Origin of the sequence: Bradyrhizobium sp. LA6.8 (assembly GCF_040547935.1) — a bacterium.
GTDB classification, from domain to species: domain Bacteria; phylum Pseudomonadota; class Alphaproteobacteria; order Rhizobiales; family Xanthobacteraceae; genus Bradyrhizobium; species Bradyrhizobium barranii.
The window spans coordinates 451,509-469,704 of sequence record NZ_JBEPQQ010000003.1 but is presented as its reverse complement, the minus strand read 5'-3'; the positions used below and the strand labels follow the sequence as shown (position 1 = coordinate 469,704).

Below are 18,196 nucleotides of genomic sequence, written 5' to 3'. Positions count from 1 at the left end.
GCCTGATCGGCCCCGGCCGGATAAGACGGCTCAGACCCGCTTCAGGAACGATTTTTAATATGCGCATTCTCTGCACCAATGACGACGGCATTCACGCCCCCGGCCTCAAGGTCGTGGAGGAGATCGCGCGCGCACTGTCCGACGACGTCTGGGTCGTGGCGCCCGAGCTTGACCAGTCCGGCGTGTCGCATTCGCTCTCGCTGAACGATCCGCTGCGCCTGCGCGAGGTCGGACCAAGGCACTTCGCCGTGCGCGGCACGCCGACCGACTGCGTCATCATGGGCGCGCGCCATATCCTCGGCACCAAGCCACCGGACCTCGTACTGTCCGGCGTCAACAAGGGCCGCAACGTCGCCGAGGACGTGGTCTATTCCGGCACCATCGCCGGCGCGCTGGAGGGCACCATCCTGGGGCTGCCGTCTTTCGCCCTGTCGCAGGAGTTCAGCGTCGAGACGCGCGAGCGCCCGCTTTGGGACACCGCGCTCAAATTCGGACCCGACATCCTGCGCAAGGTGATCGCCGCCGGCATCCCGAAGGACACCGTCATCAACGTCAATTTCCCGGCCTGTACGCCGGAAGAGGTGCTCGGCATTCGCGTCACCCGCCAGGGCAAGCGCAATCTCGGCTTCCTCAGGATCGACGAGCGCAGGGACGGCCGCAACAATCCCTATTTCTGGATCGGCTTCGAGCGCGCCGCGATGATGGATACGCCTGCCGAAGGCACCGATCTGGCGGCGCTGCGCGAGCGCTATGTCTCCGTCACGCCGCTCCGGCTCGACCGCACCAATGAGGCGTTTTCCGAAGCGTTGAGCGCGACGCTGAAGTAATCGCTAGCCGCCGCGAAGGGCGGCTTCGATGGTCTTGCCGAGCGCGTCGAGCTGGAACGGCTTCTGCAGGGCCGGCCGGTCGCGGTACTGCTCGGGCAGGCCGGAGGAGCCGTAGCCGGTGGCGAAGATGAACGGGCAGCCCTTCGCCCTGATGACATCGGCGACCGGAGAGATGACCTTGCCGTTGACGTTGACGTCGAGAATGGCGATGTCGAACTCGGTCGCCTGGGCGAGCCGCAGGGCCTCGGTGATATCGCCGGCCTCGGCGGCCACCTTGTAGCCGAGCTCTTCGAGCATATCCGCGACCATCATCCTGATCATCACCTCGTCCTCGACGAGGAATACAGAGCGGCCCGAAGGTCCGGTCGCGGTCATAGTCGTTGAGTCCTTGCCCATTTGCGGAAAACGTTCGCAGATAACGCGAATCGACGCAATGCGCGTTTCGGCGAGCGGACACCCGAAAATGGTCTTTGCAGCCAACCCGTTGCAAGCCGATTTATGGTCCAATACCGCGCCCGAACGGTTATCATGGGTTCCTGGGTAGGAACAGGATTCCTGCCCCGGGTCTTAACGAGACACGTGGCCCCGGACCCGACGAGACGATAAGCAGCGATGACCTCCGATCAGCACCCGCCGGAAAAGATGATGTTTCAGCTCTCGCTGAGGCGGCGGGGCATCAGCGATCAGGCGGTGCTGCGAACCATGGAGGAGGTGCCGCGCGATCTGTTCGTCGAGGAGACCGATCGCGACGCCGCCTATCGTGACAGCGCGCTGCCGATCGCCTGCGGGCAGACCATCAGCCAGCCCTTCGTCGTCGCCTACATGACCGAGCAGCTGCAGCTCCAGAAGAAGCACCGCGTGCTCGAGATCGGCGCCGGCTCGGGCTATCAGGCCGCCGTGCTGTCTCGGCTCGCGGGCCAGGTGCTGACCGTGGAGCGCTACCGCAAGCTCGCGGAGGCGGCACGCGCCCGGCTCGAAAAGCTAAACTGTCACAATGTCGAGGTGATGCTCGGCGACGGCCTCAACCTGCCGGCCAATATCGGCCCGTTCGACCGCATCATCGTGACCGCCGCGATGGAGCAGCTTCCGGAGAACCTGGTCGAGCGGCTGGAGGTCGGCGGCATCCTGATCGCACCCATCGGCCCGCACCATGGTGTGCAGACGCTGGTTCGCTTCAGCCGGACCGAAGCCGGGATCGAGCGCAAGGAACTCGTCGAGGTCCGCTTCGTGCCGGCGCTGCCCGGGGTGGCGCGGGAGCTGTAGATTTCCGGATCGGCTGTGCCGCCAACATCTTATTGGGAGGGTTAAGCCGTTATTTACTCGCGACGTGTTTACTTAAAAGACCAGTTCTGTTGCGTACGAGTGAGTAACCATGTCTGTAGTCGCCGAGTTGCTTTACTCGCGCCGCGTGCCGCAGGTTGCGGTCTTGGCGCTGATCTCGTTCAGCTTCGCAGGGTGCAGCGCCGACATGCAGTCGCGGCTGTCCCAGTCGAATTTCTCCAATCCTTTCGCGTCTGAGCAGACCGGCTCGGTGCAGCAGGCACCGCCGCCGCAGCGTGAGCTGCCGCAATATTCGCGGCCGCAGACGCAGCCCGGTTATTATCAGTCGCAGCCCTTGCCGCCGCCGGCGGTCTCCGCGCCGCAATCCTATCCGGTTGCGGCGGGTGGCGGGGTGTCCGGAGGCGGTCGCGGCGTCAGCTCCTACGCGCCCCCGGCACAGCCGCATCTTGAGACCACGGCCACCGTGCCGCCGCGCTCGGTCGCGGCCGCCCAGCCGGCCGGCGGGACCAAAATCATCGTCGGCACCAGCGACACGCTCGACGTGCTCGCCAAGCGCTATCGCGTCACGCCGCAGGCGATCCTCGCCGCCAACGGCTACAAGGGCCCGCGCGCGCTCTCGCCCGGCCAGCAATTGATCATCCCGCATCCGGCCACAGCCGCTGCGCCCGCACCGGCGATGGCTCCTGTCGCGGCGGCTCCCGCGATGGCGCCTGCTGCGAAGCCGATTGCCGCCGTCGCCGCGCCGCCGAGCACGCACTTCGTCAATCACGGCGACACGCTCGCCAGCATTGCCCGCAAGAACCACATCTCGTCGGCTGAGCTTGCCCGTGCCAACGGCCTCGATCCGTCGGCCAAGCTCAAGCTCGGCACCAGGCTGACCGTGCCGGGTGCCAAGACCGCTGCCCTCGCGGTGCCGGTTGCCGCGGCTCCTGTCGCCGGGACGCTGCAGCCCGTTGCGGTTGCTCCCGCACCCGCCACCAAGATGGCCGCTGTCGCCGCACCGGTGCAAAGCGCGCGTCTGGCCCAGGCCACGGCCAATGTCGAAGAGAAGGCCGCGGAGGCTCCGGCGAAAGCTGCGGAGACCACGAGCGCGCTGCCGACCTTCCGCTGGCCGGTGCGCGGCAAGGTGGTCACGAGCTACGGCGCCAAGACCAATGGCAAGTCCAATGACGGCATCAATCTCGCGGTGCCCGAGGGTACGCCGGTCAAGGCGGCAGAAGACGGCGTCGTCGCCTATTCAGGCAACGAGCTCAAAGGTTACGGCAATCTGGTCCTGGTTCGGCACTCCAACGGCTACGTCACCGCATATGCCCATGCGAGTGAGCTGATGGTGAAGCGCGGCGATACCATCAAGCGCGGTCAGGTCATTGCCAAGTCGGGTCAATCCGGGGAGGTGGCGTCGCCGCAGCTCCACTTCGAGATCCGTAAGGGATCGAGCCCGGTTGACCCGCTTCAATTCCTGAACGGGGCGTGAGGCGCGGGCCCACAGAGTAGGGCACGCAATCACCACGAGTATGCTGTCATCGCCCGCCTTGTGCGCATTGCGCACTGGTGCGGGCGATCCAGTATTCCAGAGGCGGCGGTCGCCAAGCCGAGAAGCTGCCTCAAACCGTGGCGTACTGAGGCTTTTGTGTCCGGACAATCAATTTTCGAAAAACAACCCCATGCAAAGTAGCCGATGGCTGCCGGTGAAATGTCCTAATGTCCTGAAGCTGCTTCGGTTTCGATAGCGCCGCGGACGTGGCAGGCCGGACCCGGCAACATCGCGAATAACCCGACCGGGACACCCTTTGATTTAGATCAACCTGGAAACCTCGCGTTCCGTGTCCGTAGCAGCGCAGGCCAATGACGCACGGGTCCGGAGTTCGGCATGAAGCTGGCTGATACGAAATCGCCGCCTGATTCCGGACAATCGTACCAGCATCCAACAGGTGAGGGGATGCTGTTCGTGCCGGGCGGCACGTTTCGCATGGGTTCGGATCGGCACTATCCGGAGGAAGCGCCGGTCCACCGCGTCACCGTGGATGCGTTCTGGATGGATCGCCATCCAGTGACCAACCGGCAATTCAAGGCGTTCGCGAAGGCTACCGGCCACGTCACCGTTGCCGAGATCGCGCCCGATCCAAAGGACTATCCGGGAATACTCCCGCACATGGTCTATGCGGGCTCGCTGATGTTCTCTCCGCCCGCGCATCCGGTCAGTCTCCGGGACTTCAGCCAATGGTGGACCTTCGCCAAAGGCGCAAACTGGCGGCATCCCTACGGGCAGGGCAGCGACATCCGTGGGCTGGACGATCATCCCGTCGTGCATGTGGCCTTCAGCGATGCGCTCGCCTACGCAAAATGGGCCGGCAAGGATTTGCCAACCGAAGCGGAATGGGAGTTCGCGGCGCGTGGTGGACTGGATGGCGCCGAGTTCACATGGGGAGATGAATTTGCGCCCGGGGGCCGTCACATGGCCAACACCTGGCAGGGCGAATTTCCGCGCCAGAACACCAGGGACGACGGATACGAACGGACATCGCCGGTCACCGCATTTCCGCCGAACGGTTACGGGCTGCACGATCTGATCGGCAACGTCTGGGAATGGACGTCCGACTGGTACTCGCCTCGGCATGAGGCTGACGCAGCAAAAGCCTGCTGCATTCCAGAGAACCCGCGCGGCGGCCGCGAGGCCGATAGCTACGACCCCAGAACGACCAACGTCAAGATTCCACGCAAGGTCATCAAAGGCGGCTCGCATTTGTGCGCGCCGAATTACTGCAGACGCTACCGGCCGGCTGCGCGGCATGCGGAGCCAATCGACACATCCACGAGCCACCTTGGATTTCGGTGCATCAGGAGAGGTGTCTCGAACGCATCATAATGGGAGAGCGAGGCCATGTTGAATTGCATATTCAATGACAAGCCGCCGTTTGCCGCAATTCCACCGATCAAGACGTCCAGTTGCCACAAGAGGTCCTGCGCCTCGCTGCTTGGCGCGACGATATTGATGTCGCTGTCCGGGGCAGCCAGCACGCCGGCGACCGCACAGCCGGCACAGAAACCCAATATCCTCTTCATCATGGGGGACGACATCGGCCTGTACCAACCGAGCATCTACCATCGCGGCCTGATGGTCGGCGAGACGCCCAACATCGATCGCATCGGCAATGAGGGCGCGATCTTCACGCATTACTATGCCGAGCAGAGTTGCACCGCAGGTCGCAACGCCTTCTTCACCGGCATGCATCCGCTGCGGACGGGAATGATTCCTCCGCAACTGCCCGGCAGCCCGTCCTATTTGCGGCCCGGCACCCCGGCGCTCGCCAAATTCCTGCTCGATCTCGGTTACAACACGGGCGAGTTCGGCAAGAACCATCTCGGCGATCACACCGACGCGCTGCCGACCGCGCATGGCTTCCAGGAATACTGGGGCTATCTGTATCACCTCGATGCGATGCAGGGCGTGAGCTTCCCGGACATCAACAAGTCCCCCACCCAGCAGACTGTTGCCCCGCCATGCAAGAATACGCCGATCCCCGGCATCCCGGAGGTACCGGGCGCGGTCGATCCGAAAACGTCGGTTTGCCTGACGCCTCCGCGCAACGTCCTGTCGTGCAAGTCCGATGGTACGTCCAGGACTCAGCAGTGCATCGACCAGGGCCCGCTGACACTCGAGCGATCGAAGGGTGTCGACGAGGAAATCTCGGCCAAGGTCATCGACTTCATCGATCGCAACGATCCGAAGACGACGGGCAAGCCTTTCTTCGTCTGGTACAACCCTGCGCGTATGCACATCACGACCGTGCTGAATGACAAGTACGCGGCCATGGTCGGCGAGCCCGGCGGCAAGGACTGGGGCCTCAACGAGGCGGGCATGAAGCAGATGGATGACAACATCGGCTATGTGCTCAAGAAGCTCCAGGACATGGGGCAGCTCGACAACACGATCGTCGTGTTCACCACCGACAACGGCGCCGAGACCATCACCTTTCCGGACGGCGGCACCACTCCGTTCAAGGGCGGCAAGCTGAGCACCTGGGAAGGCGGCATGCGCGCTCCGGCGCTCGTTCGCTGGCCGGGGGTCATCAAGCCCGGCACCATCAAGAACGACATATTCGCGTCACTCGACTGGCTGCCCACATTTGTCAACATCGCCGGTGGTGCAAAGGGAGACGCGCTGAAGAAGCGCATCGAGGCCGGCCAATATCCCGGCATCGTGAAGACGACGCTGGATGGCGTCGATCAGGCCGAATACCTTTCCGGGCGTTCGGAAACGTCGGCGCGCGATACCTTCTTCTACTATTCGGGCAAGGATCCGTCGGCGGTGCGCTACAAGAACTGGAAGATCTACTTCACGATGGTGTCCGACAACCCGGCGGGCTTTATTGCCGGAGCGCTTCCCTATCACTGGGCCCAGGTCGTCAACATCAAGCGAGACCCGTTCGAGACTTCGATCGGTTCACAATACAAGACGCTCATGGGCCAGGGCGGCACAATCGGCTCCCCTTCGACAGCCTACATCTACGATTGGAACATGCTGCCCATCGGCCAGGCGCTCTGGCTGAAGGAACTCGAGAGCTATATTGCGTACCCGCCGCTGCAGGACCCGGCGAGCTACAATCTCGATCAGGTGATGCAACAGATCAAGCAGGCCAAGACTGCCGGTCGCAGCGACTAGCTGCGCGCCACGAGCGTGATCCGACGAAGCGGGCGCCCCAGGGCGGGGCGCCCGCCAACGGAATGGCAAGCAAGTGATCAAGCAGGCCGCGCCGGGCCAGTAGACACCTCCACAAGCGTCGTCGGCTTCCGGTGCATCAGCGAACAGCGCCAATTGCATAACAACGGGAGGAGCACGTCATGAGTAGCAAGCTTCCGCCAGAAGAATCCCACGACGTTGCGCCGCAATCGGGCGGCGGAATGAAACGCCGCGATCTGCTGCTGAGCGGCAGTTCGCTTGTGGCCGCTTCGGCGCTCTCGGCCGTCGGACTGACAACGCCGGCACAAGCGCAGCAGCCGGCTCCAGCGCCCGCAACGGGGGGACAACGGCCGAACATCGTTTTTATCATGGGTGACGACATCGGCTGGTTCAATATCGGTGCCTATCATCAGGGCATCATGGCGAGCCGGACACCAAACCTCGACAAGCTCGCCGCGGAGGGCATGCGCTTCACCGACTATTACGCCGAGGCGAGTTGCACGGCGGGCCGTGCCAATTTCATCACAGGAGAATTGCCGATCCGCACCGGGCTAACCACGGTCGGCCAGGCTGGCTCCCCGATCGGAATGCCGGCGCAGGCACCGACGATCGCGACCGCACTAAAATCCATGGGCTACACCACGGGGCAGTTCGGCAAGAACCACCTCGGCGACCTCAACGAATTCCTGCCGACCATGCACGGCTTCGACGAGTTCTTCGGCTATCTATACCACCTCGACGCGATGGAAGACCCGGCCCACCGCAACTACCCGCAAGCGCTACTGGCCACCGTCGGTCCGCGCAACATGGTTCATTCCTGGGCGACCGACGTCGACGATCCGACGGTGCAGACGCGCTGGGGCAAGATCGGCAAGCAAAAGATCGAGGACTCCGGACCGCTTTATCCAAAGCGGATGGAGACGGTGGATGACGAAATCCTGAAGATCACGTTCGACTTCATCGACAAGGCCAAGCGGGACAACAAGCCGTTCTTCGTCTGGCTCAACCCGACGCGCATGCACGTCGTCACGCACCTTTCGGAAAAATACGAGAACATGCGCAACTCCGAAAACGGCTGGTCGGTTTCCGAGGGCGGATTCGCCCAACTGGACGATATCGTCGGCGCCGTCATGAAGAAGCTCAAGGACGAGGGCTTCGACGACAACACGATCGTCGCGTTCACAACCGACAATGGCGCGGAGAACTTCACCTGGCCTGATGGCGGACAGACGCCATTTGCAGGCGGCAAGGGAACGGCCATGGAAGGCGGTTTCCGCGTGCCCTGCATGATCCGCTGGCCGGGCAAGGTGCCGGCGGGAAAGGTCGAGAACGGCATTATCTCCGGACTCGACTGGTTCCCGACCTTCGTCGCCGCAGCGGGCAATCCGAATATTGCCGACGAGTTGAGGAAAGGAAAGCAACTCGCCGGCAAGACCTACAAGGTCTACCTCGACGGATACAACCAGATGGACCTGATTACCGGAAAGGGCCCGTCTGCCCGCCACTCGGTCTTCTATTTCACCGAGGGCACACTGAGCGCGGTGCGTATCGACGACTTCAAGTATCGCTTCACCGATCAGCCAAGCGGCTGGTTGGGCGCTACGGTCAAGGTTGATTGGCCGATCCTCACCAATATCCGCCTTGATCCCTTCGAACGCACGAACATGCCCAACGGCGCGCAGGGGTCGTTGGCATTCTATAACTGGTTTGTTTACGAGTTCTGGCGGTTCCAGTTCGTGCAGCAGGAGGTCGGCAAGCTCGCCCAGACGGCGATCGAGTTCCCGCCGATGCAGAAGGGGGCGAGCTTCAATCTGGAAGCGGTCAAGGAGCAGATCGAAAAGGCCATGCAGTCGCAGGCTGGCAAGTAGCAGATAAATGTGAGGTGAGCGGGCGCTCCGCGTCGGAGCGCCCGCCAACGGAATAGCGAGCAAGTGATCAAAGAGGCCGCGTCGGGCCGGTCGCTACCTCCACAAGCCACGCCGGCTTCCGATGCGTCAAGCGAACAGAGGCAATTGCGTAACAACGGGAGGAGCACGTGATGAGCAGCAAGCGTCCGCCAGAAGAATCCCGCGACGTTGCGCCGCAATCGGGCGGCGGAATGAAACGCCGCGATCTGCTGCTGAGCGGCAGTTCGCTTGTGGCCGCCTCGGCGCTCTCGGCTGTCGGGCTGACAACCGCGGCACAGGCGCAGCAGCCGGCACCAGCGCCCGCAGCGGCCGGACAACGGCCGAACATCGTCGTCATCATGGGTGACGACATCGGCATGTGGAATATCGGCGCATATCACCGTGGCCTGATGGCCGGCCGGACGCCCAATCTCGACAAGCTCGCCGCCGAAGGCATGCTGTTCACCGATTACTATGCCGAGGCAAGCTGCACGGCAGGTCGCGCCAACTTCATCACCGGTGAATTGCCAATCCGCACCGGCATGACCACTGTCGGCCAGGCCGGCGCTGCCATCGGCATACCCGCGCAGGCCGTGACCATCGCCACGGCGTTGAAAGGAATGGGTTACGCCACCGGCCAGTTTGGCAAGAACCACCTTGGCGACAAGAATGAATTCTTGCCGACAGTGCACGGCTTCGACGAGTTCTTCGGTTACCTCTATCACCTCGACGCAATGGAAGACCCCGCGCACCCAAACTACCCGCAGGATCTGCTGAACGTCGTCGGTCCACGCAACATGCTTCATACCTATGCGACCAACGTGGATGACCCCACGGTGGACCCGCGTTGGGGCAAGGTTGGCAAGCAGAAGATCGAGGATGCTGGAACGCTCTATCCCAAGCGAATGGAGACCGTGGACGACGAAATCCGCGACCTGGCGATCAAGTTCATCGAGAAGGCCAAGGCCGACAACAAGCCGTTCTTTCTATGGCTCAACCCGACCCGGATGCACATCGTCACGCATCTTTCACCAAAGTACGAGGCAACGCGCAACTCCAAGAATGGCTGGTCGATACATGAAGCCGGCATGGCGCAGCTCGATGACGACGTCGGCATGGTGATGCAGAAGCTCAAGGATATGGGCGTGGACGACAACACCATCGTGGTCTTCACCACCGACAACGGCACCGAGGTCTTCACCTGGCCTGATGGCGGGCAGACGCCTTTCGCGCAGAGCAAAGGCACCGTCATGGAAGGTGGCTTCCGCGTGCCCTGCATGATCCGTTGGCCGGGCAAGGTGCCGGCCGGCAAGGTCGAGAACGGCATCATTTCCGGTCTGGACTGGTTTCCGACCTTGCTGGCGGCCGCCGGCAACCCGAACATTGCAGAGGAGCTGCAGAAGGGCAAACAGATCGGTGACACGACCTATAAGTGCTATCTGGACGGCTATAACCAGATGGACATGATTACCGGCAAGGGGCCGTCGAACCGGCACGAAATCTTTTACTTCGGAGAGAGCGAACTCGGTGCCGTGCGCATCGACGACTTCAAGTATCGCTTCATCGACCAGCCAAAAGGCTGGCTCGGCGAAAAAACCAAGGTTGACGTGCCCTATTTGACCAATCTTCGCCTCGATCCATTCGAGCGCACGGGCTGGCCCGATAACGGGAGTAAAGAAGGCGCGCAGCAATACTTCGACTGGTTCAAATACGAATTCTGGCGCTTTGTATTTGTTCAGCAGCAGGTGGAAAAGCTGGCGATGACGGCGATCGAGTTTCCGCCGATGCAAAAGGGCGCGAGTTTCAACCTCGATGCCGTGAAGGCGAAAATCGAGGCGGCCCGGGCGGCGGTGGGCAAGTAGCGCCTGGCATCAACTGGTTTCATGGCGGGCGCACCCAACTCCTGTGCGCCCGCTTGGCAACGGAAAGGAGTCGACCTTGAAACCGATCATCCGTTCTCCTGCTATCGATCGCCGCATCCTGCTCTCGTCACTGGCCGTCCTTCCCTTGCTCTCCGCCTCACTCCGCTCCACCTCCGCGCTGGCACAGGCACGCGATCCACTCCCGTCCTGGAACGAGGGGGCGACCAAGGCTTCGATCCTCGATTTCGTCGCGCGGGTCACGACGCAAGGCGGGCCTTTCTTCGTGCCGGTCGAGCAGCGCATCGCGACCTTCGACAATGACGGCACACTATGGGTCGAGCAGCCGATGTATGTGCAACTGGCCTTCGCCCTCGACCGCGTGAAGGCCATGGCGCCAATGCATCCGGAATGGAAGACCAAGCAGCCGTTCGCGGCGGTGCTGGACGGCGACCTGAAGGCGCTTGCGGCTTCAGGCGAAAAAGGATTGGTCGAAATCATCGCCGTGACACATGCCGGCATGACCACGGCGGAGTTCGAGAAGATTGTCACGGATTGGCTGGCGACCGCGCGCGATCAACGCTTCAAGCGGCCGTATACCGAACTGGTCTATCAGCCGATGCTCGAACTGCTCGCCTATCTCCGGGCCAGCGGCTTCAAGACCTTCATTGTGTCAGGCGGCGGCATCGAATTCATGCGGCCCTGGACCGAACGGATCTACGGAATACCGCCGGAGCAGGTTGTCGGATCGTCGATCAAAACCCGATTTGAGATCAAGGACGGTGCGCCAACGCTCTTCCGGCTGCCCGACATCAATTTCATCGACGACAAGGCGGGCAAGCCGATCGGGATCAACGAGCACATTGGCCGGCGTCCGATCGCCGCCTTCGGCAACTCCGACGGCGATCTCGAAATGCTGCAATGGACGACGCTCGGCGCCAGTGGCGCGCGGTTCGGCCTGATCGTCCACCATACCGATGCGGAACGCGAATATGCCTATGACCGCGACTCGCATTTCGGGAAACTCGACGTCGCGCTCGACGCCGCGGCCGTCAACAAGTGGGCGGTCGTCGACATGAAGAAGGACTGGAAGCGCATCTTTGCCTTCGACTGACATCCTCTAAGGACCCATAAGTGCCATCTGGACGGCAATAGCCAGTGGACATGGTTACCGGCAAGAGGCACCCAACGCATTCCGGACTTGCACACCGACCATCTTTGTCGCCTGCGGCACCGCGTTCGAGGCGCGGACGTCCGCTGTTAACGCAAGGAGGACATCAGCCGGCGTTCCCGAGATCTGCTGGGCGAAGGTCGGACCAATTGTGAGAGCCAGAACGGAGGTCGACCATACCAATGCGCGCATGGTGGGAGTGATGTTCATGGTCAGACTCCCTCGAATTGACTATTCGAAGCTAAACCTGCGAACAGCATGCGCCATACGCTTCAGGATGGCCGCATCGTCATCGACCACAATCACGAAGCGCCATCATGTCCGTGTAGCCCCGGTACGGGCGCGCGCCAAGAGTCTTGGCCGACCGTTGATCCAGATCAATGGAATAGTCCACCGTGAGCACAACGAAGGGTCGTTGTTATAAAAGGCGGGCTTTGCCGACGGGCGCTGAGAATGTCCGGTGATCGGGACCGACCGGACGCGGCTGGCCTCGCGGTCGGTTGCTGACGAGGCGACGACGACTTCTAAAAGCGAACATTTCCGGACTAGTGATCAAAGAAGTCTGCACGATGTCGGACCGTGAACCCATTCTCAAGCCCGTTGCGATCGCAGACCTGCGCCCGACCCAGATGACGGTCGGCATTCGGGAGGTCAAGGAGAAGCGCAAGCGCTGGCGCGACGAGAGCAAAGAGAAAGGAGCCGAGTTCTTGGGCAAGCACATGATCCCGGTCGTGCTTGGCCCGAAGGACCGCCACTACGTCATCGATCATCACCACCTGGCGCGTGCGCTCCATGAAGAAGGGGTCGAAGAGGTATTGGTTACCGTGGTGAAAAACCTCAGGACGCTGGAGCCCGATTCGTTCTGGTTCGTCCTGGACAATCAAAGCTGGATGCATTCGTACGACGACGAGGGCCGTCTGCGCCCTTACAAGGATTTGCCGAAGACCGTGGCCGGGCTTATTGACGATCCGTTCCGCTCGTTGGCGGGCGAACTGCGGCGCGCCGGCGGGTACGCCAAGGACACGACGCCGTTCAGCGAGTTCTTGTGGGCGGATTTTTTGCGTCGCCGGGTCAAGCGCAAAACCGTAGACACCCACTTCGAGGAAGCCCTCGAGCAAGCCCTGGAATTGTCCAAAAACGAGGAGGCGAGCTACCTGCCCGGCTGGTGTGGTCCCGTCTTGGAGGATTGAAGGCATGCCTATCCCGCTCGAAAAATCCGCAAGCGCGCCGATGACCCGACGAGCCGTGCAGGCTTGGTGCGAGAGGCTAACGGACAGCGGCATCGACCAGAGGAAAGAGTAGCTCATGGCGCAAACAGTGGCCGATAGAACACTGAGCCATCTGGATCACGAGCTTGTCGCGTCGCTAAACGACTTCCACGATCCGAACCAAGAGTGGCGCCGCCTCTTCTCGGAGTTGCTCGGAACGTTCTTCCTCGTCCTCGTGGCCGCCGGTGGCGGCATGATGGGGCAGGCCTTTCCCGGCACGATCAGCCGTGCCGCTGCGGTCGTCGCACCCGGTCTGATGGTGATGGCGATCATCCTCTTCATGGGCAAGGTGTCCGGCGCTCATCTCAATCCCGCGGTCAGTATCGCGTTCTCGGTGCGTGGCGACTTCCCATGGCGTCGCGTGCCGGGATATATCGTCGTGCAGTTGATCGGGGCGACGCTCGCGGCACTGTTCCTGCACGCCGTGATCAACGTGCCGGCCAGCTACGGGTCGAACTATCCCGCGTCGGGATACTCCGCGTCCGATGCGTTCCTGATGGAGGCCGTGCTGACCCTCGGTCTCGTCAGTGTCATTCTCGGCACGGCGTCAGGCGCTCAGAACATCGGGATCATCGGCGCGATCGGCGTCGGCGCGTACATCGCACTCGCCGGGCTGTGGGGGAGCCCTATCTCGGGAGCGTCGATGAACCCAGCGCGCACGTTCGGCCCGAACTTGATCGCGACCGACTTCACGAGCTACTGGGTGTATGTCGCAGGTCCACTCGTGGGTGCAGTTCTCGCAGTGGGTGCAGCATGGGTGCTCCGCGGTGCCGGCGGCGGCCGCGCAGGCTCAGGTGCGGCACAGGGGAGCCTTTTCACCGAAGTCGAGCACCCGGAGAAAGGGTGAGGCGCAGGCATAATGGGTCATGAACTCTCGCTGTTCGTGGGTACGTTCGCGACTTTGCTCGCGATAATAAATCCGTTCGAGGTCCTGCCGGTCTATCTGAAGATGCTGGAGGGCAAGGACGCCGCCACACATCGCAAGGTGGCATGGAAAGCTTGCCTCTATGCGCTGCTTCTATCTCTCTTTTTCTTGATCTTCGGAACGCTGATCCTGCGCTTGTTCGGCGTGCCGCTGAGCATGGTCCGCATCGTTGGCGGGATCATCCTGATGAAGATCGGCTTTGAACTATTTTCACCGTCCGCTTCCGGTGGCGTGATTCCGGCCAGCGGCGCGGATCAGAGCGGTAACATAGCTTTCGTGCCGCTTGCGATGCCGCTCATGTGCGGACCAGGCGCAATCGCCACCATCCTCGGCATGACTGCCACGATTAAGCGATCATCAGCGGAACTGGCCTCTTTCGTAGCGATCGTCGTGGCTATTTTCGCGACGATGGTCGTCACCTACCTGTGTCTGGCATATGCCGGGAAACTTTTCGACAAGCTCGGCGCAATGGGGATCGATGCTATCACCCGAATAGTTGGCTTCTTCGTCTCTGCGATGGGCGTTGCGCTGATCTTCGACGGTATCATCGAGGCATTGCAGACGCATGGTGTGACGATTCTGCGTTGAACTAGCTGTTGGTGGCGCCACGCAAATTCCGGGGCGATCTTGACCTTGGATGTATTCTGCCAATCGGAGATTTGTTCTGAACCGAACCGAGTCCGAGGTGGACCGTATTACGCGGCGTCGGGAAGTTGTCGGCCCACAGCACAAATGACGCGATCATCCACTTCGGACACCGAGACACAAGTCTCGTTGCGCGCCAGGTTGCCGTGTCATTTAACCGGGAACAGCAACGCGACAGTAGTTCGCAGTGACCAGGCCGGAGCGCCAGTCGGACGTATCACGTTGTAATAGGCTTGAATCGATGCGTTGATCGGTTGATCACCCACTCTGAAAACCCGACCGATACCGCCGCCGACCGGCACTGTCCACCGCTCCCCCGACGCCGCGAGCCAATCCGCGGTGATGATGGGTGACGTGTTCAGGTACCAGCCGTGCGCCATGTTGTAGTTGGCGAAGGGCTGCGCGAGGAAGGCGTTGACGGGCGGTCGCAGCGGATTGCCGCCGACCGACCACTGGTTATTGAGCAATACACCGATCACCCAATGTGGCGGCGTGACCACTAACACGGCCGTTGGGCCGAACAAGAATTTACCGGTCCCGAGGATGGGATCGTTTGCGGACGGAACGGTGAAGACTGGTCCCACGCCCCAGATCAGCGGCCCGGGATGCACGGGGGACACAAACAACGATTGAGTAATGTCGCCAATCCCGTTGGTGTTGCTGTCGAAGAACGGACTTGGCTGGCTCACCAACGGAATGATGGTACGTGAGATTACGTTCCAGTCATCGTTTAAATGCATGGGCACGACGGGTTGAATGTTGAGTACTTCCTGGGTGCGATTGAATGGTCCGGTATTGAAATTGGTGTTGCTCTGAAACGGCACGCTGACCAAATCCGCGATCGGGTTTTGTGATTTCTTCTGTAGATCTTCGTCGTCCGAAGGCTCGTGGGAATGCTTCGGCGCCTCGGCCACCGCAGGAAGGCCGCTTTCGAATTTATAATTGATGCCAGCTTTGACCATTTGAAGGTCGCGGTTCAAAGCGACCGAGGGGACGGTGGGAGAACGCCAGTTCGATAGCCCAAGATAATCGTATTCGAGTTTGACGGTCCAATGCGACTTGAAGCCGTATTCGATGCCAGCGCCCGCCAACCAGCCGGTGTTCGTGCTGGTCCCGTTCCAAGCGGCGCCGGGGAGGTTCAAAGTAGCGCTGCTGTTGACCCAGCCGCCGCCAAGCTTGGCGAATACGAGCCATCGATCATCCACGAGGCCGACACGGCCCGCCACGGTGCCGATCCAGTGCTGGTCTACAAAGGCTAATGTCGGAGCAGGAAGGACCGGATGACCGAAGGTGGCTCCATCGAACTCACCTTCGACACCAAATAGAAAGTGACCGGCCTGGAAGTTATAGCCCGCCTGTACGCCTCCAACGAATTCGGTCAGGTCGCCATACAGATTGTTGCCGGGAATGTTCAGGCTGCCGTTGGACCATCCCCCACCGAAGTTGGCACCAACATAAAACCCTCCCCAATTATACAATGGTGCCGCGATTGGTGCTTTGTATATCGGAGCTTTGACGGGCAGGTCGGACGCAAGAGCGGGTCCGCTCAACAATCCTGCCGCGATGCAAATGAGGAAAACTTTCTGCACCGTCGCCTCCTCAAGGTCGGCCACAACTCGCAAACATATGACCAAGAAGGTCTCTGACCAATCAACTTGTTTGATCTGCATCAAGCCTAGCTTGCTATGTCGATGCAGGTGACATTTCGGTCACAACGAAATTGAGGATCTTCGTGCCGCTTCGTGTTCTTTAAGTGAACATTGTTGTCTGACTTTGCGATCGTCTCCTGTTTGAGAACGCGCTGGGCGATCTGGCAGTGATGCATTGGAATTTGTGCCCAAGGCGGTCATCCGCGCCGCAATAGAAGTTTCGGCTAACGAGGAGGTTGCTGCGTAGCCGGCTTCCCCACGCTTTGGCCGTACAGGGCCTTGGCGTAATCGCTTCTGGCGTGAGCATCGACGGTATCCTCGAATGGGCCAGCGGCCACAGGTGCGGCGAAGACTGACGCTAGAACGACGCCGACGAGCGTGAGCTTGAGCTTCATCGTCTGGCAACTTTGCTCTTGGTCACACTCGATTACCAATAAGCAGTCGCGAGGCTCAATATGCGACCTAACAACGGCTGGCATCGCGTTGCAGCAAGAGACGCGAGTTTGCTTTTTTTCTCACTCGTTGGTGGGGGGCCGAAAATAGAATCGGTGGCACAAACTGCATACTCAACATTTCCAGCTATGAGAGGGTTGCAGTAGGTCTGCCGTGGCGCCCGATCGGACTTGGGTTACCGAATGTGGCTCTTTGGTCGCAGCATTGATCTTTCTTGCGATAGATCTATCCCCGTTGAATTTTACATGATGAGCCCCGATCGCCTCGGGGGTACGCTGTCGCCGGATTGTATTCGGAGGTAACACATCTTACGAGGCACGACATGACAGTGAGCATTGCACTGGCGGCGGGGCAGAGTGAGCGATCGAAATCAGCACGTCGTCGCAGACTTGGGGTTGCTGCATTCGTCTTGACGTCCGCGATCATGGGTTTTTCCCATTGCGCGTTGGCCGATGAAGGCGGCGTCAGCTTCTGGGTCCCCGGTTTTTTTGGAAGCTTGGCGGCTACACCGCTGCAGCCGGGTTGGTCGCTGACGAATATCTACTATCACACCTCCGTATCCGCCGGCGCCGACGTCGCGCGTGCGCGTGAATTCACGCTCAATAGGGTTCCGGTCAACGGCACCCTCAATGCAAATCTGAATTTGAACGTCAACGCCACGGGCGATCTTGGCTTTGTGCTCCCGACCTATGTATTCGCGACGCCGGTGCTCGGCGGTCAGGCGTCGGTGTCCCTCCTGGGAGCCTATGGTGTCGTCGGCACCAGCTTGGCAGGGACTTTGTCCGGTGTGATCTCGGCGCCGCCGCTCGCCGCTGTTCCCTTCGCGCGGTCCGACACCATCAGCGACACCACATGGGGCTTTGGGGATGTGGCGCCGGTATTCCAATTGCGCTGGAACGCCGGCGTCCACAACTACATGACCTATATCATGGGCGACATCCCGGTTGGCGCTTACCAATCCACGCGCCTGTCGAATATAGGCATCGGACACGGCGCGATCGACGCTGGCGGCGGCTACACCTATTTCAATCCGCAGACCGGCCACGAATTCTCCGGCGTGCTCGGCTTCACCTACAATTTCAAGAACACCGCAACGCAGTATCAGAATGGCGTCGACATGCACTTCGACTGGGGTGCATCGCAATTCCTGTCGAAGCAGGTCATGGTTGGACTCGTGGGGTATGTCTATAAGGAGCTCGGCTGCGACAGCGGCTCAGGCGACCGCGTCGGCTGCTTTCGGTCGCAGGTGGTCGGCATCGGCCCCCAGATTGGATTCCTGTTTCCGGTCGGCGACATGCAGGGCTATCTCAATTTAAAGGCTTACGGTGAGTTCGCTGCGGAAAACCGGCCATCAGGCTGGAATACCTGGGTCACCTTCTCTATCTCGCCGCCCGCGCCCGGAGCACCTCCGACGACAAAGCCCATCGTTAGAAAATTCTAGCAGCTATCAAGCTGCGGCTGTCAGTTTGCTGATCATTCTTTGCAACACGCGGGCAACCGGTGGCACCTGGTCCCCGTCGAAGCTCGCTCCGGTGACCACCACCGAGGCCG

General features: G+C 61.1%; 15 protein-coding genes. 12 read left to right on the top strand and 3 right to left on the bottom strand.

Translation table 11 applies throughout. The annotated features are described in order from the left end of the window. Window positions 1–59: 59 nt before the first annotated feature. Window positions 60–827: a 5'/3'-nucleotidase SurE gene (surE, locus tag ABIA90_RS15885; protein WP_014495056.1), complete on the top strand. Its 768-nt coding sequence runs from the start codon at window positions 60–62 to the stop codon at window positions 825–827. A gap of 3 nt (window positions 828–830) precedes the next feature. Here surE and ABIA90_RS15880 read toward each other — a convergent pair whose 3' ends face one another. After that, entirely contained in the window at window positions 831–1,202 is a 372-nt protein-coding gene (locus ABIA90_RS15880) for a response regulator (protein WP_028152469.1), read from the bottom strand. A gap of 237 nt (window positions 1,203–1,439) precedes the next feature. On the opposite strand from ABIA90_RS15880, the gene ABIA90_RS15875 reads away from it, so the two are divergent. The 7 genes from ABIA90_RS15875 (at window position 1,440) to ABIA90_RS15845 (ending at window position 11,648) form a co-directional block, all read left to right on the top strand. Continuing rightward, window positions 1,440–2,090: a protein-L-isoaspartate(D-aspartate) O-methyltransferase gene (locus ABIA90_RS15875; RefSeq protein WP_028152470.1), complete on the top strand. Its 651-nt coding sequence runs from the start codon at window positions 1,440–1,442 to the stop codon at window positions 2,088–2,090. Window positions 2,091–2,199: 109 nt separating this feature from the next. Next, window positions 2,200–3,582, top strand: coding sequence for a peptidoglycan DD-metalloendopeptidase family protein (locus tag ABIA90_RS15870; protein WP_354118121.1), 1,383 nt, complete (start codon window positions 2,200–2,202; stop codon window positions 3,580–3,582). 396 nt (window positions 3,583–3,978) lie between these two features. Beyond that, the gene (locus tag ABIA90_RS15865; RefSeq protein WP_354118122.1) at window positions 3,979–4,974 is read left to right on the top strand and encodes a formylglycine-generating enzyme family protein; all 996 of its coding nucleotides are present in this window, start codon (window positions 3,979–3,981) and stop codon (window positions 4,972–4,974) included. Window positions 4,975–5,100: 126 nt separating this feature from the next. After that, window positions 5,101–6,771: an arylsulfatase gene (locus tag ABIA90_RS15860; RefSeq protein WP_354118370.1), complete on the top strand. Its 1,671-nt coding sequence runs from the start codon at window positions 5,101–5,103 to the stop codon at window positions 6,769–6,771. A 239-nt stretch (window positions 6,772–7,010) separates the two neighbouring features. Beyond that, window positions 7,011–8,657 carry an arylsulfatase gene (locus ABIA90_RS15855; RefSeq protein WP_354118371.1) on the top strand — a complete coding sequence of 549 codons (1,647 nt, stop codon included), beginning with the start codon at window positions 7,011–7,013 and terminating at the stop codon, window positions 8,655–8,657. Between the two features lie 230 nt (window positions 8,658–8,887). Continuing rightward, window positions 8,888–10,537, top strand: a complete 1,650-nt coding sequence (locus ABIA90_RS15850; protein WP_259261086.1) for an arylsulfatase — start codon at window positions 8,888–8,890, stop codon at window positions 10,535–10,537. Window positions 10,538–10,667: 130 nt separating this feature from the next. After that, complete coding sequence (locus ABIA90_RS15845) at window positions 10,668–11,648, top strand: HAD family hydrolase (protein WP_502916628.1); 981 nt, start codon at window positions 10,668–10,670, stop codon at window positions 11,646–11,648. A gap of 54 nt (window positions 11,649–11,702) precedes the next feature. Here ABIA90_RS15845 and ABIA90_RS15840 read toward each other — a convergent pair whose 3' ends face one another. Continuing rightward, entirely contained in the window at window positions 11,703–11,915 is a 213-nt protein-coding gene (locus tag ABIA90_RS15840) for a hypothetical protein (RefSeq protein WP_354118124.1), read from the bottom strand. A 359-nt stretch (window positions 11,916–12,274) separates the two neighbouring features. Between ABIA90_RS15840 and ABIA90_RS15835 the strand changes: the two genes are divergently transcribed. The 3 genes from ABIA90_RS15835 to ABIA90_RS15825 all read left to right on the top strand — a co-directional run bounded on the left by ABIA90_RS15835 (window position 12,275) and on the right by ABIA90_RS15825 (window position 14,486). Continuing rightward, window positions 12,275–12,895, top strand: coding sequence for a ParB-like protein (locus ABIA90_RS15835; RefSeq protein WP_354118125.1), 621 nt, complete (start codon window positions 12,275–12,277; stop codon window positions 12,893–12,895). A gap of 115 nt (window positions 12,896–13,010) precedes the next feature. Beyond that, window positions 13,011–13,820 carry an MIP/aquaporin family protein gene (locus tag ABIA90_RS15830; protein WP_354118126.1) on the top strand — a complete coding sequence of 270 codons (810 nt, stop codon included), beginning with the start codon at window positions 13,011–13,013 and terminating at the stop codon, window positions 13,818–13,820. Between the two features lie 12 nt (window positions 13,821–13,832). Beyond that, a complete protein-coding gene (locus tag ABIA90_RS15825; protein ID WP_071913630.1) occupies window positions 13,833–14,486 on the top strand; it encodes a MarC family protein in 654 nt (217 codons plus the stop codon). A gap of 206 nt (window positions 14,487–14,692) precedes the next feature. On the opposite strand, the gene ABIA90_RS15820 is transcribed toward ABIA90_RS15825, so the two are convergent. Next, window positions 14,693–16,213, bottom strand: coding sequence for an outer membrane protein (locus ABIA90_RS15820; protein WP_354118372.1), 1,521 nt, complete (start codon window positions 16,211–16,213; stop codon window positions 14,693–14,695). Window positions 16,214–17,069: 856 nt separating this feature from the next. Between ABIA90_RS15820 and ABIA90_RS15815 the strand changes: the two genes are divergently transcribed. Further along, the gene (locus ABIA90_RS15815) at window positions 17,070–18,086 is read left to right on the top strand and encodes a SphA family protein (protein ID WP_354118373.1); all 1,017 of its coding nucleotides are present in this window, start codon (window positions 17,070–17,072) and stop codon (window positions 18,084–18,086) included. Window positions 18,087–18,196: the final 110 nt, after the last annotated feature.

Excerpts from the sequence above, each read along its gene's own strand:
- surE (WP_014495056.1), top strand. The coding sequence starts at position 60 with ATGCGCATTCTCTGCACCAATGACGACGGCATTCACGCCCCCGGCCTC.
- ABIA90_RS15880 (WP_028152469.1), bottom strand. The coding sequence starts at position 1,202 with ATGACCGCGACCGGACCTTCGGGCCGCTCTGTATTCCTCGTCGAGGAC.
- ABIA90_RS15875 (WP_028152470.1), top strand. The coding sequence starts at position 1,440 with ATGACCTCCGATCAGCACCCGCCGGAAAAGATGATGTTTCAGCTCTCG.
- ABIA90_RS15870 (WP_354118121.1), top strand. The coding sequence starts at position 2,200 with ATGTCTGTAGTCGCCGAGTTGCTTTACTCGCGCCGCGTGCCGCAGGTT.
- ABIA90_RS15865 (WP_354118122.1), top strand. The coding sequence starts at position 3,979 with ATGAAGCTGGCTGATACGAAATCGCCGCCTGATTCCGGACAATCGTAC.
- ABIA90_RS15860 (WP_354118370.1), top strand. The coding sequence starts at position 5,101 with ATGTCGCTGTCCGGGGCAGCCAGCACGCCGGCGACCGCACAGCCGGCA.
- ABIA90_RS15855 (WP_354118371.1), top strand. The coding sequence starts at position 7,011 with ATGAAACGCCGCGATCTGCTGCTGAGCGGCAGTTCGCTTGTGGCCGCT.
- ABIA90_RS15850 (WP_259261086.1), top strand. The coding sequence starts at position 8,888 with ATGAAACGCCGCGATCTGCTGCTGAGCGGCAGTTCGCTTGTGGCCGCC.
- ABIA90_RS15840 (WP_354118124.1), bottom strand. The coding sequence starts at position 11,915 with ATGAACATCACTCCCACCATGCGCGCATTGGTATGGTCGACCTCCGTT.
- ABIA90_RS15835 (WP_354118125.1), top strand. The coding sequence starts at position 12,275 with ATGTCGGACCGTGAACCCATTCTCAAGCCCGTTGCGATCGCAGACCTG.
- ABIA90_RS15830 (WP_354118126.1), top strand. The coding sequence starts at position 13,011 with ATGGCGCAAACAGTGGCCGATAGAACACTGAGCCATCTGGATCACGAG.
- ABIA90_RS15825 (WP_071913630.1), top strand. The coding sequence starts at position 13,833 with ATGGGTCATGAACTCTCGCTGTTCGTGGGTACGTTCGCGACTTTGCTC.
- ABIA90_RS15820 (WP_354118372.1), bottom strand. The coding sequence starts at position 16,213 with ATGCAGATCAAACAAGTTGATTGGTCAGAGACCTTCTTGGTCATATGT.
- ABIA90_RS15815 (WP_354118373.1), top strand. The coding sequence starts at position 17,070 with ATGGGTTTTTCCCATTGCGCGTTGGCCGATGAAGGCGGCGTCAGCTTC.